This window comes from Flavobacterium sp. GL_143 (assembly GCF_057834355.1).
In genome coordinates, this window is record NZ_CM174401.1 from 2,277,377 (window position 1) to 2,296,765 (window position 19,389).

At 32.1% G+C, this 19,389-nt stretch carries 26 protein-coding genes; 1 reads left to right on the forward strand and 25 read right to left on the reverse strand.

The genetic code is table 11. The annotated features are described in order from the left end of the window. Positions 1-13: 13 nt before the first annotated feature. The 4 genes from AC3IPI_RS09940 to AC3IPI_RS09955 form a co-directional block, all read right to left on the reverse strand. Positions 14-754, reverse strand: a complete 741-nt coding sequence (locus AC3IPI_RS09940; protein ID WP_039118081.1) for a head GIN domain-containing protein — start codon at positions 752-754, stop codon at positions 14-16. 2 nt (positions 755-756) lie between these two features. Next, entirely contained in the window at positions 757-2,487 is a 1,731-nt protein-coding gene (locus AC3IPI_RS09945) for a PspC domain-containing protein (protein ID WP_489158772.1), read from the reverse strand. 2 nt (positions 2,488-2,489) lie between these two features. Further along, complete coding sequence (locus AC3IPI_RS09950) at positions 2,490-2,822, reverse strand: PadR family transcriptional regulator (RefSeq protein ID WP_039112343.1); 333 nt, start codon at positions 2,820-2,822, stop codon at positions 2,490-2,492. A gap of 211 nt (positions 2,823-3,033) precedes the next feature. After that, positions 3,034-3,513, reverse strand: a complete 480-nt coding sequence (locus tag AC3IPI_RS09955) for a DUF4870 domain-containing protein (RefSeq protein ID WP_240474690.1) — start codon at positions 3,511-3,513, stop codon at positions 3,034-3,036. A 230-nt stretch (positions 3,514-3,743) separates the two neighbouring features. Between AC3IPI_RS09955 and AC3IPI_RS09960 the strand changes: the two genes are divergently transcribed. After that, positions 3,744-4,196: a DUF4442 domain-containing protein gene (locus AC3IPI_RS09960; RefSeq protein ID WP_039112342.1), complete on the forward strand. Its 453-nt coding sequence runs from the start codon at positions 3,744-3,746 to the stop codon at positions 4,194-4,196. Between the two features lie 228 nt (positions 4,197-4,424). Here AC3IPI_RS09960 and AC3IPI_RS09965 read toward each other — a convergent pair whose 3' ends face one another. The 21 genes from AC3IPI_RS09965 to AC3IPI_RS10065 form a co-directional block, all read right to left on the reverse strand. Further along, the gene (locus AC3IPI_RS09965; protein ID WP_039118079.1) at positions 4,425-4,637 is read right to left on the reverse strand and encodes a hypothetical protein; all 213 of its coding nucleotides are present in this window, start codon (positions 4,635-4,637) and stop codon (positions 4,425-4,427) included. Positions 4,638-5,089: 452 nt separating this feature from the next. Beyond that, positions 5,090-5,731, reverse strand: a complete 642-nt coding sequence (locus AC3IPI_RS09970) for a DUF6891 domain-containing protein (protein WP_489158776.1) — start codon at positions 5,729-5,731, stop codon at positions 5,090-5,092. 47 nt (positions 5,732-5,778) lie between these two features. Then, positions 5,779-6,735, reverse strand: coding sequence for a hypothetical protein (locus AC3IPI_RS09975; protein WP_489158778.1), 957 nt, complete (start codon positions 6,733-6,735; stop codon positions 5,779-5,781). 80 nt (positions 6,736-6,815) lie between these two features. Beyond that, entirely contained in the window at positions 6,816-7,178 is a 363-nt protein-coding gene (locus AC3IPI_RS09980; RefSeq protein ID WP_489158780.1) for a hypothetical protein, read from the reverse strand. 43 nt (positions 7,179-7,221) lie between these two features. Then, positions 7,222-8,103, reverse strand: a complete 882-nt coding sequence (locus tag AC3IPI_RS09985) for an alpha/beta hydrolase (protein ID WP_489158782.1) — start codon at positions 8,101-8,103, stop codon at positions 7,222-7,224. An 11-nt stretch (positions 8,104-8,114) separates the two neighbouring features. After that, on the reverse strand, positions 8,115-8,600 hold the full coding sequence (locus AC3IPI_RS09990; RefSeq protein WP_039112337.1) for a DinB family protein: 486 nt from the start codon (positions 8,598-8,600) through the stop codon (positions 8,115-8,117). A 12-nt stretch (positions 8,601-8,612) separates the two neighbouring features. After that, positions 8,613-9,293 carry a GNAT family N-acetyltransferase gene (locus AC3IPI_RS09995; protein WP_489158784.1) on the reverse strand — a complete coding sequence of 227 codons (681 nt, stop codon included), beginning with the start codon at positions 9,291-9,293 and terminating at the stop codon, positions 8,613-8,615. Positions 9,294-9,374: 81 nt separating this feature from the next. Continuing rightward, positions 9,375-9,563 (reverse strand): hypothetical protein, encoded by a 189-nt coding sequence (locus tag AC3IPI_RS10000; protein ID WP_489158786.1) that lies wholly within the window; start codon positions 9,561-9,563, stop codon positions 9,375-9,377. Positions 9,564-9,623: 60 nt separating this feature from the next. Next, entirely contained in the window at positions 9,624-10,256 is a 633-nt protein-coding gene (locus AC3IPI_RS10005; RefSeq protein ID WP_489158788.1) for a LysE family translocator, read from the reverse strand. Between the two features lie 79 nt (positions 10,257-10,335). Beyond that, on the reverse strand, positions 10,336-10,863 hold the full coding sequence (locus AC3IPI_RS10010) for a MepB family protein (RefSeq protein ID WP_489158790.1): 528 nt from the start codon (positions 10,861-10,863) through the stop codon (positions 10,336-10,338). An 87-nt stretch (positions 10,864-10,950) separates the two neighbouring features. Then, positions 10,951-11,877, reverse strand: coding sequence for an alpha/beta hydrolase (locus AC3IPI_RS10015; RefSeq protein ID WP_489158792.1), 927 nt, complete (start codon positions 11,875-11,877; stop codon positions 10,951-10,953). A gap of 51 nt (positions 11,878-11,928) precedes the next feature. Continuing rightward, complete coding sequence (locus AC3IPI_RS10020) at positions 11,929-12,459, reverse strand: hypothetical protein (protein ID WP_489158794.1); 531 nt, start codon at positions 12,457-12,459, stop codon at positions 11,929-11,931. Positions 12,460-12,472: 13 nt separating this feature from the next. After that, positions 12,473-13,021 carry a hypothetical protein gene (locus AC3IPI_RS10025; protein ID WP_489158796.1) on the reverse strand — a complete coding sequence of 183 codons (549 nt, stop codon included), beginning with the start codon at positions 13,019-13,021 and terminating at the stop codon, positions 12,473-12,475. A gap of 74 nt (positions 13,022-13,095) precedes the next feature. Beyond that, positions 13,096-13,668: a pentapeptide repeat-containing protein gene (locus AC3IPI_RS10030; protein ID WP_489158798.1), complete on the reverse strand. Its 573-nt coding sequence runs from the start codon at positions 13,666-13,668 to the stop codon at positions 13,096-13,098. 41 nt (positions 13,669-13,709) lie between these two features. Continuing rightward, positions 13,710-13,910 (reverse strand): hypothetical protein, encoded by a 201-nt coding sequence (locus tag AC3IPI_RS10035; protein WP_489158800.1) that lies wholly within the window; start codon positions 13,908-13,910, stop codon positions 13,710-13,712. Positions 13,911-13,980: 70 nt separating this feature from the next. Beyond that, positions 13,981-14,901: a helix-turn-helix domain-containing protein gene (locus tag AC3IPI_RS10040; RefSeq protein ID WP_489158802.1), complete on the reverse strand. Its 921-nt coding sequence runs from the start codon at positions 14,899-14,901 to the stop codon at positions 13,981-13,983. 70 nt (positions 14,902-14,971) lie between these two features. Continuing rightward, positions 14,972-15,532, reverse strand: coding sequence for a hypothetical protein (locus tag AC3IPI_RS10045; RefSeq protein ID WP_489158804.1), 561 nt, complete (start codon positions 15,530-15,532; stop codon positions 14,972-14,974). Between the two features lie 35 nt (positions 15,533-15,567). Then, the gene (locus tag AC3IPI_RS10050) at positions 15,568-16,104 is read right to left on the reverse strand and encodes a GNAT family N-acetyltransferase (RefSeq protein WP_489158806.1); all 537 of its coding nucleotides are present in this window, start codon (positions 16,102-16,104) and stop codon (positions 15,568-15,570) included. A gap of 23 nt (positions 16,105-16,127) precedes the next feature. After that, entirely contained in the window at positions 16,128-16,322 is a 195-nt protein-coding gene (locus AC3IPI_RS10055) for a hypothetical protein (RefSeq protein WP_086895146.1), read from the reverse strand. Between the two features lie 31 nt (positions 16,323-16,353). Beyond that, positions 16,354-16,731, reverse strand: a complete 378-nt coding sequence (locus tag AC3IPI_RS10060; RefSeq protein WP_489158808.1) for a nuclear transport factor 2-like protein — start codon at positions 16,729-16,731, stop codon at positions 16,354-16,356. Between the two features lie 354 nt (positions 16,732-17,085). Next, positions 17,086-19,245 (reverse strand): S9 family peptidase, encoded by a 2,160-nt coding sequence (locus AC3IPI_RS10065; protein ID WP_489158810.1) that lies wholly within the window; start codon positions 19,243-19,245, stop codon positions 17,086-17,088. Between the last annotated feature and the right edge of the window lie 144 nt (positions 19,246-19,389).

Genomic DNA, 19,389 nt, shown 5'->3' on the forward strand with positions numbered 1-19,389 from the left:
TACTATTTAAGTATTAGTCCTGATCGATGCTTCCGCCAGAACTAGATTTTTTCTCGATAGATTTTGGGACAGAGTTGTAATTAATATTTCCTCCGCTGCTAGCATCAGCTTTTAAACTTACTATTGGGTGTACATATACAGTAGCTCCACTAGAAGCTTGTGCTTCAATTTCGTTTGCTAGCAATCTTTTTGCACTAATATCACTTCCGCTAGATGCAGACACATTTAGTTTTAATGCTTTTCCCTCAATAACTATTGAGCTACCGCTACTTGTCTCGCAAGTAATAGCATCCGATTCTATGTTTAGACTCATGTTTCCAGAGCTTGAGGCATCCAGACTAATATCTTCGCCTCTTAAAACATTCTGACTTTTTACAGATGATCCACTCGAAGCTTTAATCTTATCAATGAAAGGCATTTTTACGATAACCCTTTTAGATTTTATATTTTTAAAAGAGTTGTAGTCAGATTTAATAACCAAAGTATTTCCTTCCACTCTTGTGGTAATTCCGTTTATTAAATTATCATCAGCTTCTACAGTAATTTCAGTTTTGTCTGATTGTTCAATTACAAGATCTATAGCATTGCTAACAGATACATTTCTAAAATCTCCCTGAACCGTTCTTTTTTCAGTAATAACTTTTCCGCTTCCTACTATCGATTTAAAATTATTCGAGTAGTTACAAGAAGCAAATAATAAAGCTGTTAAGGCAACAACTATAAACTTGGTAATCCACATAATTATCTTGATCATGATTAATTAATTTTAATTATAACTCCGTTTTTGTCTGTTGTTAAGTGTCCTGAAGTTTTCTTTCCGTTCAAGACTTCTTTTCCGTTTATTTTAACCGATACTTCATTTATAGTATCATTTGAATCGATATCTTCAATATCTTCAACATCATCAAATTCATTTTCAGAGATAGGGCAGTTCAAACATTTAACTTTAGAACTTTCTACTTTATAAACGTAATTATCAGAACTGAAATGCAAATTAAAGAAATTGTCATCAGACTCATCATAATCTTCTACCGAAGCATCTGGTTTTAGTAATTGACCTTCTGGTAAGTATAAATATATTTTTACTTCTTGGTCTCTAAATTTATTTTTAATATCAGTAAGAAGGTAATTGTCTAGTATAAGCTGGTTTCCTTTTATTTCAAATTTATAGTTTATTTTTTCAGCTCTTTCCTTAGCATCAATGTATGATTTTCCTCTTGCAGTCTTTTCTATCTGAATGTAAGCTGTTTTTTCATCAGTGTGCAATACTCGCAGGTTAACATTAGTTGAATAGATTAATTGATGGTTTGCCGAATCCTGTACAAATTCAAAATCTCTGTGATGATCAAAATCTTTAGAGAAATAATCATTGTATTTAAACTTTACAAAAAGAGTATCAGTAGTTTTAATGTTTATAGGTTGCTTTTGTACCGTTTTATTGTCATATGAAATCTCTGTAGCTTGTTTTATTCCAATACTTATTGCCAATGCCATTGCGATAATCCATACAGCAAGAAGCGTATATTTTGCTATGTTTCCTATAGATTTCATGTTTGGCGCTAATAATTTAAATCCTAAAAGCGTCAAGAAGAAGAACGGAATTCCAACCGCAAAGAACATTAATAAACCAAACATCCAGATAGGATAATCAGTAAAGTTTCCAGCATCTACAAAGTTTTGCCAAGGGAACTCAACAAAAAGATTAGTTCCTAGAGTAAAAACCCCAATAAGTAATAAGATTAAGGTAGAGATACCCGACATGATTAAAATAATCCCTAAAAACTTAGCAAAGATTTTAAAAACAGTCATGATAAAATCACTAAAACCACTTCCTAGTCTTTCAGCACCCGATTTTACCTGGTTTCCCATTTTATCATAATCGGCATTTTTAAATTTATCCGAAAAAGACTCAATTTCCTCACGTACCTTTTTTTCGATATTCGAAATTGTAACCGGTTCACCAGTCATTTCTAGTTTTTCCGAAGTTGTTACAGCTTCGGGAGTTACAATCCATAATACGATATAAGCAAGTATTCCAGTTCCAAATCCAGCAAAAACAAATATCAAGAACATGATTTTTAACCAAACAGAATCTATTCCAAAATAGTGACCCAAACCAGTTGCTACACCACCAATCATACCTTTTTCTTTATCACGGTATAATTTTTTAGATTTACGAGTTCCAGAATTGCTAAATGATTGATGAGATGCATTAGATTCTTCCTCGATAATGTAGTCCTCAGGTTGTCCCATTACTGCAATAACCTCATCCACATCTTTTAATCCCACAACATGTTTTTCACTTTTTTGTTTCTCGGTTAATAATTCCGATACACGCATTTCAATGTCTTTAATGATTTCATCTTTACCAGAAGAGTTACCTAAAGAACGTTTTATAGCGTCAAAATAGCGCGTCAGTTTCAAGTATGCATCTTCATCTATATGAAAGAACATGCCTCCTAAGTTAATATTTACAGTTTTGTTCATGACTATTGTTTTTGATTGGTGATTAGTGTTACAGCATCCGAAAGTTCATTCCAGGTGCCATTTAGTTCGTTTAAAAATGTCTGACCTATTTCAGTTAATCCATAATATTTTCGTGGTGGTCCAGAAGTCGATTCTTCCCAGCGATAATTAAGTAAACCGTCGTTTTTTAATCTGGTTAATAATGGATAAATAGTTCCCTCTACAACCAGTAATTTTGCGTTTTTCAAAGTGTCTAATATTTCCGATGTATAAGCATCTTTTTCTTTCAGTACAGATAAGATACAAAACTCAAGAACACCTTTGCGCATCTGTGCTTTTGTGTTTTCAATGTTCATAATTTCATTTTGTTTTGTTTAGATTGACGTTTCGTTTTTTGATCGATGATTGGTGATTGATTGATGATTTTTTTTGAAGCCGTCATTGCGATTTTTAGAAGCAATCTCCTGCTCTCCGCTATATCTTTTTCTGGCAAAAAGAGCCAGAAAAAGGATGCCGCTTCTATCAGGGCTAGGCTCATATATTGTATATAACTTTTAATTTTTACAATTACTTAATAAAAGGAATCGTAAGCGGGTATTTGTATAATTCTCCGTTCGAAGCTTTTATCGAAGCATAAATAACCAAGAAGAACTCAACTACTTTAAGCATTCCAAAAATTAAGATTGCTAAAACTCCAATACTTAAGATTCCGATATTGTCCCCAAGATTAAAATTATTCATTGTAAAATCGTTGTCATTAATAATTACATCCATCGGAATGTTCTTGAAGATTACAAAAACAAAAATTGGAATAGCAATTAATGCAAGAATCAAAGTGTATAATAATAAGCTTAACTGAAAATTTAAAGCTTGTTTACCATGATGATTCACAAATTCTGACTTGTCTTTTTTACTCGACCATAATAATATCGGGAAGATGTAATTCCCAAAAGGGATAAAATATTGAGTTAATGTACTCAAATGAGTAAACGTTGCCATGTTTCTTTCTGATGATGTTTCCATGATTAGTGGTGTTGATGTTTCCATGATTAAAAGTATATAGTAATTTCTTATACAAATATATGGCTAAAAGACAGTATCTTGTTTTGCATAGTACTAATTATTAACAAAATTTTAACAAAGTTGAAATTTATTTTCTATAAAAAAGGCACTGAAAACCAGTGCTAAGTATTGTTTTATTGAGGTTTTAGGAAAAAAATAGCAATTTATTGTGCGTGCATAGTTTTTTTGTATTTTTACATAAAAATCAAAACGGTATGGCAGTTTCAGTTTCTAAACTCAATAAATTTGTATTATTCAAATTACCATCGGCCTTCATTTGTGGAGTACGAGTAAAAGAAATCAACGATAATAAATGTGTTGTAACGGTAAAACACCGTTGGATAAACCAGAATCCTTTCAATTCAATGTACTTTGCAGTACAAGCCATGGCAGCCGAACTTACAACAGGAGCATTAGTAATATCCGAAATCCAAAAAAGCGGACGCAAGATTTCAATGCTAGTGGCAAATAACAAAGGAAACTTTACCAAGAAAGCAACAGGTCGTATTACATTTGTTTGTAATGACGGTCATTTAATAGCCGAAGCCATCCAAAGAACAATCGAAACAGGAGAGGGGCAAACCTTCTGGATGAAATCTATAGGAACCGATGAAAAAGGAATTCAAGTATCCGAAATGGATTTTGAGTGGAGCGTACGTGTAAAATAACTATTTAGCCATAGATAAAGAGTTACAATTGTCTATATAAGGAAAGGAACGCTGATGAAACGGATCTTTTAAAAGAATCATCAAACAGATTTAAAGTTTGGGAAAGAAAATCTGTTTTCATCTGCGTTTTCGCGATAGCGAATCCGTTTCATCCGCGTACTAAGCACATAAACTTAAAAAAAAATGCCTCAAGTAATTGAGGCATTTTTTATGGAATACAAAGAAGTATTATTTCTTAGCGCAACATTTTTTGGCATCTTTACCAGCCATATCTTTATCACATTTTTTTCCTTCAGCTTTGCATTTAGCTTTACATTTTTCGATATCAGCTTTGCTCATTGTTTTCGAACAAGTTTCTTTTTTAGCAGTTGGTTTAGCTTCTTGAGCGCTAACACCCATAGAGAATAAGGCAATAGTTAGAACAGTGATTACTTTTGTCATTTTGTTAGGTTTTTTTGAATGTTGATGATTTCATTTTTAGATAGTTCTAAAAATATGAATCAAATATAATATGATTTACTCTTTGTAAGAATAAGAGTAACGTTAATGTTTTTATAAAATCTTTTAAGGTTCTGAGGTTCTAAGAAGCAAAGGTTCTTAGTAAAGGTTTAAAAGGTTCAGAGGAACAAAGGTTCAAAGGTTTTCTGTAGAGACGCACAGCAGTGCGTCTACATAATATAGGTTTAGACATAAACTAACCACAAACTTGTCTTTCTGAGGAACGAAGAATCTCCGCTAGTAGCTCGACAAAGATTATGGAGTTTCTTGTGAAGATTGCTTCGCCAGTTCACTATCGCTCGTGTCTTCGTTCCTCAGAAAGACAAGTTTGCGAGAAACGAAAGATTGAATAAAAGCACTCCATAATCTCACAACCCCATAATAAACCTAAATCACTACTTTACCATAAACTGTAATACCCTATTATGATTCAACAAATCCTCTTCAGAGTCATTATAAACTTTTTGCCAATCAAAATTTGGAATCTCTATTTTGGTCAGAGCAGTTCCGTCCCAAATTATTTCGAAGCCATTATCTTTTAGTTTTTCGGCTACTTTTTTACCCACTTCTATTGTAACCGTATCATCCGAATTATCTATTTTCTGAAAAGCAATCATCAAGTTTCTAGTATCAGGGTCAATAGCTCTTTCTAAATCCTGTCCGTGATAAAAACAATACCCATCCGATTGTACTTGTTGTTTTCTTAATTCTATTTCTACCTCAACAACTTCGTATTCGCCTTCGCTGGTGGTGTAACCTGCATTATGTAGCGCAATGATATTTGCCTCACTCAGTTCATTAAAAGCTTTTACAAGTCTTTCGGTATCAGTTGGTGATTTCCACGTTTTACTCGCTTCTAGATGTTTTTTAAATTCGGCATCAATAGTTGTATTAACCCATTTTTCTGAGACGTCATCTTCCATCTCTTCATCTTCAACTTGTTCCCAAGTCATTTCTTTAATCTCATCAACAGGAAAAAATCCCATTTTTATTTGGCTCACTAATGAATCGTATATGTATTCTTGATCTTCGGTCATGATTTTTAATTTATCGTTTGGGATAATTTATTTTATGATGGAGTAAATTATAATTTTACTTTAAATTCTTTAGAGGCATTATATTCAGGCTCGTAAATAACAAATTCATTATCTAAGTTTGAAACTGCTGTAATTATAATGTATTCTGGATTTTTGGACATCATATTTTCAAGTTTGATATGTTTCTTAAATTCATCAAAAGTAGCATTTGGGTTTTTTGATATAAAATTATAATAAGTACTATCTATCTTTCCTGTCCAAAGAAGTGAATTCTGAGCTCTGTTCCCATCATCAGATACTATTAGGTTTTTATTTTTGTCAAATAATAGTATTTTAATATTTCCATCATATTTAAAATCATAAAGTTTTTTTAGAATAACCTTGTTGCCAATTATTTCTACGACTTCATATTTTAGATGGTTTAAGACGATAGTTTTTCCAGTATCTTGTTTCGTTAATTTCTGAGTAGAATAATCAGTAAGAATTGATAACTCATAAGTAATAGTACCTTTTAGATTTACATTATTAGTAAAAGCAACAGTTTGGTTTTCGATACTTCTATATTCAAATTCAGAATTAGAATTTTCTTTTATTTTTCCTCCCATGCTATTAGCATTGGAATTTCCCATTTTAATTTCTTTGTTTTTGGAGTCTTTTAGTTCACTATTCGTGCTCTTTAAGCTAACGATGCCAAACAATTCTTCCTGATAATAGGTTGGGAAATCAGAATTTAATAAAACATTGAGATGGTTTTTATCTTTTTGTTCTAATGCGATTTTTGCGTTTGTAATAAAAAAATCGATATAAGTAACCAAGTTATCTTTACTGTATTTTGATTTAATGAAAGTTATGTCAGGATTATATGTAACTGATTTTACTTTTTCGAGACTAGGTTTTTTATAGTCTTTGTACATTTCATAGCTAAATTTTAATAAGTCTTCGGTTGATTGTGAAAATACATTTGAGCTTAGAAATAATAAAAAGAAAAGAGTAATATGTTTCATTTAGGTCTTTAGGATTAATTGTAGGATTGGATTAATTAGTTTTATTTCTTGTAAATAGTCTATGTGTTATGGAGCTAATATTAAAGCTCAGTCTTTGGCCCTTTCAATCCACACCAAGTAGTTACATCTTCAGGATTAAATCCTGGGCAGTTACTGATATTGGCTTTTGGGAAAACAAGCACATTATTATTAGTATCACTTAAGTTAAAGTAATAATTATTAGAATCTTCTCCATACCTCCACACGTCACTAGAACCATCATTATGCACAGTTTCATTAAAAGTGAAAATAGAAGATTGCTTCGGGATAAAGTATTCTTTCTCGATAACTAAAGAAAATATATTTCCTAAAAGAGGCGTGAAGAATAAAACAGTAGGGAACGCAAACAGAATAATAAGAAAGATATTCTTCTTACTTAGAGTCCTTTTTTTATTAATATTCATATAAGGTTGTTAGTGTATTCTGTGCAATTAATATCTTTTGGTTTTATTTCTCGTAAATAGTTTTAGGATAAAAAGCTTTAAAAGCATTGTAAACACCTTGATGTATTACTGTCGAGTGAATTTCGTTTTGGATATAATCATAATAGACTTTAGTATTCTTTTCGTCATTTTGCTTTAGCATTTCGCTTAATGAAACGGCATCATCATACATTGTTTTATCTTCTTCTTTATTACAAGCTGCAATATATACTAGTACAGGTTTGTTATCTTTTGCTTTAAGCAATTTAGGAGCTTCTGCTAATAATGATTGATCTCCCCACCATAAACTTGGAGCGATGATTATATAGTTGTCAAATAAATTTCGGTGTTTTAATAAAATTTCTGTTGCCAGAAGTCCTGCCAATGATTCTCCGATAATAGTTTTGTGATTACTTGTATTGAACTTTTTATCGATATAAGGTTGGAGTTCTTTTTCTAGAAAAGCAATGTATTTATCAGAACCACCATATTGAGGGAAGCTTTTTTTCTTGAATCCCATTTTTTCAACAAAGTCCAAATTGGGAACGGCAAATGTAAAATCGCGTCTTCGGTTTGAATTCTCGATACCTACAACAATAGATTTAGGGAATCTGGCAATCCATGATTGGGTATTAAATCGTACGATTCCTGTAATATGAATAAAATCTTCCTCGACACCACCATCCAGAATGTATATAACAGGATATTTTGTGTTGTCTTTTTTATCGTATCCTTCGGGTAAGTATATGTTTATTGTTCTTGTCTCGCCAAGCTCTGCCGATTTTAATTTATCTGTAATTCCAAGAACTATCGGCTGACTTTCGTCTGTATCTTGTTTGTTTTTAGTTTGAGCAAAATTCTGACTTGATACTATAAGGAAGGTAAAGAGGTAGAATATTTTTTTCATGAAAGGGTGGATTATTGGCGTACGATTATTTTATATTTTTCGATTTGGCGGCGGTGTCTCAAGACATGCACAATGGCATGTTCCATGATTTGTTCGATATCGTAAATTTGCCCCCAAGAAGTTTTTAGTTTTTTAGCGTTATCTGATTCTTCAAGCTGATTGTCGTTTATGTCTTTAAAGGAATCCACCATAAAAACAAAGGAATCATTTAAATGATTGGTATAATCATGTATAGAAGTATGAAATATTTCATCTCGAAAATCTATCGATTCACCTTTAAATCTTCGAATATAAATAGCATAAGCATAACCTGAGCAAACAACGTGAGATAAAATCGTCTGGATTGATTTGCAGCTATCGTCTGTTGTTTGGTTGTCTACAATAGTTATAAGTTCAGCATCTGAAATGTCCGAAATTGTATTTTGCAAATCTATGATTGTCCGTTCATATTCATCAAGTAATGCGCCACTAGCCCCTTGTCTATAAGTTTTTGTCATATTATAAATTATTTATTTTGAAATATGCCAAAGGCTCATTTTTCGTCTGGTTGAGAATCCTAATTTTTCGTATAGTTTTATAGCGCCAATATTACTTTCGACTACATGTAAATATGGTGTTTTATTCTGGTCAAAAATATTGTTTACAGCGTGGGCAATTAGTTGTTTAGCATACCCTTGACCTGTATATTCGGGATGCGTAACGATAGCGCTTACCTCAGTGAAATCATCCATTTTCATGCGTTCGCCTGTAACTGCAATAAGTTTATCGTGTTTAAATATTCCGAAATAATTGCCTAGTAAAGCAGTTTTTCTTTTAAAATAACCAGGTTGAACCAAACTAACCAATTCAAATAAAGCTTCAATATGTTCGCTGGTTGTAAGAGCAACGATGTTTTCTTTTATTTCAACATCTATTCGGTCATGGGTAATCATTTGCAAACAAACCAATTCTTTTTTCAATTCAAGTTGATCTGAAAGTTGAGGTTTCTCACCAACTATAAAAAAGCCATTTGTTAATTCCGAATATTCATCAATAGATTCTGAAATGTTTTCAAGGATTATAAATCCTCCAAAAGGGCAATAATCAGGATTATAAAATTTGATGTTATTGTAATTTATTGAAAATTCCTGGTGCGTTTCAGATAAAGAATACCAAGCGGGATTGTCTAATTTTGTATAATCGGTATTCATATGTTTGGTATTGCCAGAATTACTTCGAGCGTTTATTATTGTATGCTTTTGCCTAAAGATTGAATAGATGTTTCTGAATATTTAGTTTGTCTTTAGTTTATCTTTCTTTGCTCTTTCATAAATAAAAGAACCAATAATATAGAACCAAATAAGAGTTGATACACCAAGAAATGCATCTCCAATGTTTTTAAAACCTTGAAGCTTAATCACTGCTCCGGTAACTAAACCTACAGCTGCTAAAAACAAGAGTAATCTGGAAAACTTTTTCATAACGTGTTCTTTAAATTGATTTTAAATGATTTTACTTAGAAAGGTAATTATTCGTTAAAATCATCTTTTTGTAAGTGCGACTTTTAGGCCAAGTAAGATAAAAACAATTCCAGTCATTTTGTTTAATCGACTTTCGGCATTTTTGTTTTTATTAAAAAGTGTTGCAACGTTACTTCCCATTAATGCCAAAAATGAACACCATATTATGGTTATGATAAAGATGATGAATCCTAGTAATAAGTATGGAACAGGATTGTTTATCTCTGAACTTTTTACAAATTGTGGTAAAAATGCTAAGAAGAAAATTGCAATTTTAGGATTTAGAACATCGCTTAAAAGTGCTGTGAAAAATAACTTTCTGTTAGCGGTATTTTTAACTTCAATAGATTTTATTTCCGTTTGATCTGCTTTTGCGGTAAGCGATTTATAGCCTAGATAAAATAAATAGGCAGCTCCTAAATATTTAACTATGCTAAATGCCAGTGCCGATTGTGCCAGAATGAGCGAAAGCCCAAATGTAGCTGCAAGTGTATGAACGATTAGTCCTAAGCTAACTCCTAATGCCGAATATAATCCTGCTTTTTTGCCTAGAGAAATACTTCTTGTTAATACCATGATAGTGTCAATTCCTGGAGTAATAACTACAATTGTTGCTGCTATTATAAATGTTCCTAAGCTTTCTATTCCTGTCATGGCTATCGTTTTTAGTATTAATAATTGGTTTTGTTATCTGCTTAAGTTTTAAGCATTAGCTAAAATATGAATTTATTTATCACGAAATTAATTTTTTTATTAAATCCAAATCTACAGGTTTATCGCTCGGTAGGGCAACAAAATAATCTAATTGCCATTGTTGTGTTTTCTGTGCTTGTTTACTTGTTGTACTGTCCCAAGGCGGATATACACGAATGGCACGTTTGCCTTCTTTCTTATCATCAGATAAAATTCCTTTTTGGTGTAGTATCGATTTCGGAAAAATAAATTGTCCAAAGTGAGAACCATTTCTAGTGCTTACAATAAATAAATCGATATCATCTGTAATCTCAAAAGGGGCAATAGGACCTTTTAGGCTTCTTTTCCATAACGTAACAAATTGTCCCACTTTTGTTGGGGTAATTTTTGCTACACGGTATGTAACAGCCTGATTGTTTATTTTAAAAGTATAAGCGCCATAATCGGCACTTTCGGCTTCTGCAATTGGTTGCGTACATTCTAAGTTACACGTATCGTATAGTTGTTCTTTTGCTTCAAGCAAATCTTTATGAATGGTATTTGTAGACCAAATGGTTGAGGTTTCCATGCTTTGTTATTAGATTTCTGAGGATTATATAAAATTTAAACTACCTAAGCCGTTTAGTTTTTATTTTCGTTTAAATTATTGGAGGGGTTATTTTTTATTGGTTTTCAAAATCCAATCAATACAGTTATCAATCCATTGTACATCGCTGGTAGGATTATCCATCCCGAAACCATGACCTCCTTTGGCATAAAAGAAAGATTCTACTGGGACTTTGTTTTTTTGCAAAGCAGCAATAAATACAAGCGAGTTTTGTACTATAACATCAGGATCATCTATGGCATGAGTAATAAATGAGGGAGGAGTATTTGGTGTTACATGCAATTCATTCGAGTATTCTTTAATTTCCTCGGGAGATGCGTCTTTGCCAAGCAAATTATTTCTGGATCCCATATGTGTTAAACTATCTGTCATACTAATAACAGGATAAGTAAGAATCATAAAGTCGGGACGCAAATTGGTTTTTAACGGATTGTCGATATATGATTTGGTATAATGTGTTCCCGCAGTTGCTGCCAAATGTCCTCCGGCAGAACTACCCTGAATTCCAATTTTGTTTGGATTTATTCCCCATTTTTTGGCATTTTCTCTTACCAACTCAATAGCACGTTGTGCATCTTGCAAAGGAACTATTTCTTTGTTTTCGACATATTTTGCAATTGGTAAACGGTATTTTAGTACAAATGCTGCAATTCCGCTTTCGTTTAGTTTTTTTGCAATAGCATAACCTTCATGATCAATTGCCACGCCCGAATAGCCACCACCAGGACAAATAATAACAGCAATTCCTGTAGCTTTATTTTTTTCGGGAAGAAAAACAGTGAGGTCTGGAGTAGCGACTCTTGTAATTACAGTAATTTTTTTTGCACCAGTGTCATAAACCATAACGGAATCTGTTAAGTCAGCAATTTCTTTTGCGTTAGGGACTTTTCCATTATATAAAGGGATAACATTTTGAGCATATTGAGAGTTAGACATTCCGACAAGTAAATAAAGAGTTAAAAGTAATTGTTTCATGAAGTTGTAAAATAGAACTTGAAATATAAGGAAAATATCAGAAAGAACGATTTACATTATCTTTCTATTCTCGGTTATTGCAAGTTCATATTCTTCGGAGTTGTGTAGCTTTCTTAGATTGTCTATTAAATAATCTATTTGCGCAAGACCTATTTCTTTGTACTTTTTGATGTGTTCTTCACTCAGTTTTATTTCTCGTTGTGCATCGGCAAATCCTCCTAGAAAACACCAAAGAAAGTAATCGTTATCTCGTTTCTCAAAAATATAATCCCAATCTTTCCAATAAATTAGTTTTCCTTTTACCTTTTTAATCTCCAAATAAACAGGCTCAATTTTAAAATGCTCGTATTTGGTACATGAATAACGATGAGATTTTATCTTTTCGTTTTCAAGATATTTCTCAATTTCTTCAATCTGGGTATGATTAAGATTGTACTCATAAGTAAGCTGTTTTATGAGTTCGTTGTCATCTATAAAAGCTGTATATTTAACAAATTTATCCAATTTTTCAGCCCATTCGGTAACGGAAAGTTCTTCACGTGTTATAAGATTTGTGGTTTGAGAATTAATTATAAAAATCATTTTTTATTTACTTCTAATTTCGAATGATTTTCTCGAGTTTATCTAATTCAGTATTTAATCCGAATCCTTCGGTATCTACTTTAGTTCCTATGAATTGAGAAATACCACATCCAAAACAAACTTTTGCTATTCCGATTATAGAATCTTTTCTTTTGAAAATAAAGATATCGCGATATTCAGGAATACAGGAAGAATATTCATATCGTAATGAATCTTTTTGACTAAAAATATTTTCGACTTCTTTTTTCTTTTCTCCGTTTAATTCATGCTTTACAAAATGATACTTTTTTAAGTTTGATTCAAAGTTAGGTTCTGAAATAGAATTTGGATAATGGCTTGCTAATATTTGAGCTAGATTTTTTTCGTCTTCAGTTTTATTTTCTATTCTCATGAGGGTAAAAAAAACATTCTCTGAAATGTCCAAATAGTAATGATCAATTTTATCAGAGTCATAGAATTTTTTCAATTCTTTTTTTGAAGCAATATCTTCTTTTGGAATAACTTTCGTTGAATTGTTGCAGCTTATAATTGTTAAGATTAGTAATAAGTAGTATTTCTTCATATTAGCGTTTTATTGTTTTAATAGAACGAAAATACAAATAAAAATTCTACCATAATCCAGTCTTTCTCTTAGATTTACTCAATATCAAGATTAAATTTCTCTAATAATCCCGCAAGTTCCAAACGGGAGAATTTAGCCTTTTTGACTCTGTTTTCTTCTGGGTCGAAAGAATAGTTTTTTGCAGTACGAAAATCTGCTTTCTCAAGAATACTTCGTACAAATGTTGCGTTCGAAAGGTCGCAGTTTTTAAATACCGCTTGAGTCAAATCGGCTTCGGAGAAATCTACATCTTTTAGAGAACAATCGAAGAAGTTTGTTTTCTTTAATTTTCTTTGTAAAAAAGTAGAGTAGTCCAGGATACAACCCTGAAAGTTCATGGAGAATAAAAAGGCATTACTGTCACTAAAGTCTAATCCCATTAATTTGCAATCAGTAAATTTAATGTTTTTCAATCCTGTGTTTCTTAGCGTTGCCAAAGAGAAATTACAGTTCTTAAAGTTGCAGTCTATAAAGTCGTTATTACTTAAATCGCTTTTTGAAAAGTTACAGTTTATAAAATCGCAATTGAAAAATTCGAAATCAACTAATTTCTTTTCTGAGTAATCGATGTTTTCAAATGTCTTGCCTTGTTGAAGTAATGTGTCCATAATAAATTGATGATGAAAGTTAATTGTTGCAAATGCGATATTTATTCTAGTTCGATACAATCAAAAACATGGTTATTTAGTATCATTTCGACTATATCGGCTTCACTATCAATTCTTAAAATATTGTCCCAATCTTCAAGGTCAAAATTCCACTTTGCGTTTGGTAATAATTCGTTAAGGATTGTTGTTGCCGATTCTAATTTCGATTCTGTGTTTACCGAAGTTTTGAAAACGTAAATCATTATTTGCTTTTTTTAGTTTGCAAATGTCAATAATAAAGAGACAATTCTATTAGGATTCAATAAGCAGGAGTTAGGATTTATCAATCATTTTCCGGTACTCAATAGGAGTGACGCCTTCGTGTTTTTTGAAGATACGACTAAAGTACGATTGATCATAATGCCCTACCTGTATTGCAATTTCGTTAATGGTAAGATTGGTTTGGTATAATAAGTATTTGGCTTCTAGTAGGATTGTTTCGTCTATCCATTTTGTAGGCGATTTTCCTGTGACTGATTTAACCGATTTGTTTAAATGATTTGGAGTGACATTAAGTACCGAAGCATAATAACTCACCTGATGTTGGGTTTTTATATGCAAATATATAAGCTCTTTAAACTTTGTTGTGAGTGTAGTTGCTGCCGTGAGGGTTTTATTGGTTTTTACAGCATTCTTGTTTATTTCAAAAAGTAACGCAATAAGGTAAGGCTGTATAATATCCAGATTTGTACCGCCAGTTTCGGTATATTCTATGAGCAGACGATTTAATAGATTCGAAATAAATCCAGCTTCTTGTTTTTGAAAATTTACATTAGGATTTCCCCAGACTTTCAAAAAATTAAAATCATTTAGCATTTCTCGATTGCCATATTTCCCTATTAGAATATCCTGATGAAACTGACATATGATACCTGTTATCTTTTTACTCATAAAATCTATCGAGTAAATCTGTCCAGCAGGAACTAGTATCATTTCATTTGCCTTGGTTGTATATTCTTCGAACCCAACTTTTAGTTTATGAATTCCAGAAGTGATAAAAAGCAGCGTATGACAAATGTGTTTGGATGGAGGTACAGGATATTTTAGTTGATTTACATCTTCAATCCTCAAGCAAAAAAAATGTTCGGAGTTTGATTTAAAAAGATGTTCTACAGTATTTTCAGATTCAAGGAACTTATCTCGAAAATCTTTTGCACCATAGGTTTTTATATCTTCCTCTTTTTTCGCTTTCATTTTCCTGTTTGGTATTCGTAGTAAAATTTACTCAGCGAAAATAGGAATTAAAAATAGGTTTCTTGTTTACTTATTTCTCAATTTCAATCCCAAAACCATTCGTAGGGAAGATTACCCAACGATCATTTACTTTCATTGCTTTGTTTACTTTTAGACGATATACTTTATTATCATTTAATTCGATTATGATTTTTAAGTCATAAGTAGCGGCCTCAATAGTTACTTTATTTCTTATGGTATTAACTTTTTTAGTTTCTACTAAAGTAGATTCTGTTTTTACCAATTTGATGTTTTCCCAATTAAATAAAGAATGCGCCTCCGAAATAAACTGATTTATACGTTTGATATCTTCCGGTTTTCTTTGTTTTCCTTTTCTAACAATTAACTTTATCAAATCCTCATTAGATTTTAGTCTAGAAGATTCCTCAGGAGTTATTGTACCATTTACAAAACCATAGGCAGCATTTTCTTTGGGAGATATAAACAAAGAATACAAGTCTTCTGCATCTTTATCTTTAATGCTATTTGTAATTTCTATGGCAAATTCATCAATAGTTACCGGTTCACTACATGAAACTAATGTGATGAGGCTAAAAAGAAGGATGAGTTTTGTGAATTTTATATTTTTCATTTTATGAGTTTAGTTTTTGGATGGACTAAGATCTTTTACTCGACATCAGATTTAAGAAGTGAATATAAATTCAAGTCGATAAATTTATCGTAAAGCAATTCTCCTTGGCGAATAATGCCTTCCTTGGTAAAGTTAAGTTTTTCTGGGATTGTTTTGCTTTTAAAGTTCTCGGTTCCGCATTTTATTTCGATTCGGTTTAATTGCAGACCCGAAAAACCAAAGTCAATAATCGCTTTGCAAGATTTAGTTATAATCCCTTTTCCTTGTAGGTTTTCGGCAAGCCAATATCCGATTTCTCCAATTTTGTTCTGACCATCAATTTTATAAACGCCAATTCTTCCTATGACTTTTTCATTATCAACAATAACAAAAGCATATTCATTTTCGTCTTTGTTTCGTTGCATCGTACCTTTTACAAAATTATCTGCGAAATCTACAGTTTGCATTCTATCAACAAAAGGCAACCATTCTCTTAAATGAGTTCTGTTAGCATCAACAAGATCAAAGATTGGTTGCGCATGATTCTCGTGAATTAACTCGAGTTTTAGGTTTTGGTCTATGTTTATGGTCATGATTGATGGGGTGAAGTATTATTTTATTTATTTCTTTTTATTACTATCATAGATATTCCTAAAATTATTGAAGGAACCCAACATATAAAAGATATTTCGGCAATCAGTTTTATTAATGGAGTTATTGTTCCCATATAGCTAAACAATGCTCCAGTTATAAGAAACATTATTATACCATTTATAATAAAACCAATTCCTATTTTTTTGTAAATACTCATGAGTTGATTACTTTTTGTTGTTTATAGAATGTTAGCTTATATCGGTTAATTTAGAAATTTTGTCACCTGAAAATTCAAAGATTGATTTCCCTTTTAAATTCAATTCTTGTCCTTTTTTGAGTCCATTAGGAAAGTCCATTCCTAAAATAGCAAAGTAGTTAATCTCTATTTCGGTTTCGTTTTCTAAATGTTTAAAAGATGTTATGGTTTGTGTTCGGCTCGAGAAATAAGCTTTTGCCTGTTCCGCTTGCTGTTTAAAAGAGGTTAAGCCAGTTAAAGACATATTTGTTTCGCTACCTTGAATATTCTCAAAGATTATAGCTTCGTCAAAATCTGAAACCATTTTGTCAATATCAAATTGGTTATAACCGTCAATGTAATTCTGAATTGCTTTTTCTCTTTTGATCATGATAATAGTCTTATATTCGAGGAATCTATTTCTTCAGCTAATATATAAATATTTATCAAGAATTTCTTCAAATGTGTCTATCTGACACAGGAATACACGAGCGATAGCGAACTGGCGAATATAAACATTGCCAACGGTTTCAACCGTTGGAGCGCAATGCATTATCACAATCCGTATCCCACGGTTGAAACCGTGGGCTATGCAAAATACGATAGAATCGTAGCACCTCTGTGGCTTAAAACCTTTGTACCTTTGCTTCTCTGAACCTTTGAACCTTTTCTAAAAAAAAACTCAGCCTCACCATTCCTAAGAATGACAAGACTGAGAAAGATGACAAGTTAAAATGTCTTTGAATTATTTTGCTCCTGGAGGAGAATTTTCTCTTATGTATTTCATAAAGGTATCTAAAAGATGTTTTCTTGTTCCTTCACCTTCGGATATACTGTGCGAACGATTAGGATAAATCATCAAGTCGAACATTTTATCGTATTTGACTAATTCGTTAATTAAAACTTCGGCGTTTTTATAATGTACGTTATCATCGCCTGTTCCATGAATGTATAATAAGTTTCCTTTTAGGTTTTTGGCGTGAGTTACAGGTGATGCTTTAACATAAGTTGCTTCGTTTTCGCTTGGCAATCCCATATATCTTTCCGTATAAATGTTGTCATAAAAATGCTGATCGGTTACAGCAGCAACTGCAATTCCTGTTTTGTAAATTTCAGGATATTGAAACATTAAATTTAATGTTACAGCTCCACCGCCGCTCCATCCGTGAATAGCAACTCTATCGGTATCAATGAATTTCCATTTTAAAACCTCTTTGGCAGCCATGGCTTGATCACGAGTATTTACGATTCCGATGTTTTTATAAATCGATTTTCTCCATTTTGTACCTTTCATTACAGGAGTTCCTCGGTTATCCATAGCAATTCCTATATATCCTTCTGGAATTAAATAGGCGATGTACGGATAAAAATATGGTTCGTCATTTGCTACAGAAGCCATTGGTTCTCCATAAACATAAAAGAACACAGGGTATTTTTTATTAGGATCAAAGTTTAATGGTTTAGCCATTATTCCGTCCATTTCGATACCATCTACAGTAGTAACTTTAAATTTTTCTAAAGAATAATTACGATCCGGAGCTACAAAAGAATCAGCTGTTTGTGGTAATATTTTTTTGTGACTAGGTAAAGCGACTAAGCGTGTGTTGTAATCACGATTAATGTTAGAATTGGTATGTTTGGCATATTTACCATCAGTAGAAAAACGGTATTCATTTGTTCCTTCAAATTCTTTAGGAGTAATGCGTTTTGTTTTCTTGGTATTCAAATTGGTTTCATACAAATAGCGTTGTGTTGCATCTGTAGGACTGGCAATATAATAGATAGATTTTGTTTCCTGATTATATGCTTTATAATAAGCGTCGAAATTTTCGGTGGTAATTAATTCTTTCTTTTTACCATCGGCACTAATTTTATAAATATGCATCCAACCATCAGCATCTGAGCTCCATAAAAAAGCTTTTCCGTTATCTACAAACTGACAAGGAAAAACATCGTATTCTCCGGAAGAGATGTCAAAAACATCAATCCATGATTCTGATTTTTCTTGATAGATTAAATTAGCTGTTCCAGACTTTGCATCACAAGTATAGATAGAAGCTTGGTTTTGAAGTCTGTTTAATTGTACAACCATCACATTTTGATTGTTGATCCATTCCATTCTAACCAAATAGTTGTTGTCTGGTTCGCCAGGAATATTTAACCAATTTGTTTTTAATGAAGTAATATCGATTACCCCAATTTTTACAGATGATGGTTTTTCACCAGCTTTAGGATATTCTACCGGCACTGTAAAAGGGTATAAGGCATCGGTATTGTTTATCATTAAATGGAATTTTGTTTGGGATGCATCTACACGCCAAAACGAAATGCTTTTTCCATCAGGACTCCATCTAAAACCATCTCGAGCAGCAAGTTCTTCTTCATAAACCCAATCAAAAGTTCCGTTGATGATTTTATCAGTTCCATCGGTTGTTAGCGGAGTTATTTTTCCAGTAACTAGATTTTCCAAATAAATGTTATGTTGCGAAACATAGGCTACGTTCTCATTATCATTAGAAAACTTAGCAAACATTAAGGATGACTTTTCTAAGCTAGTACCAAGTTGCTTCCCTTTACCAGTTGCAAGATCAAAAAACCAATAATCTCCTTTGGTATTAGCTCTCCAAACTTTCTTAGAATTAGTATAAACCAATACTTTTGTTTTGTTTTGGTTCCAAACCAATTGTTCTATTTCACCCGTAAAGCCAGATTTTTGTAACTGATCCTGAGTTAAAATAGTAGTGTTTTGGTTTAGTTTATCAACATCGTAAACAACTACGTTTCCTTGGGAGTTAACCCAAAAAGAATGGGAGTTTGGCAACCAATTTAACTGATTAATATCAATACTTTCCTGAGCAAAAACACTCGAGCAGATTAATAATAATAGTAGAAAATGCTTTTTCATTATACTTATGTAATTTTAGATTAATAATAGCGCTATGGTTATAGCGCTATAAAATTAATGATTAATGCGAATCAAGAGTTGAATTTTTATATAAACCTAACGGGTTTTTAAATCTGTTAGGTTTAATCTTAATTTGTAGTTGTG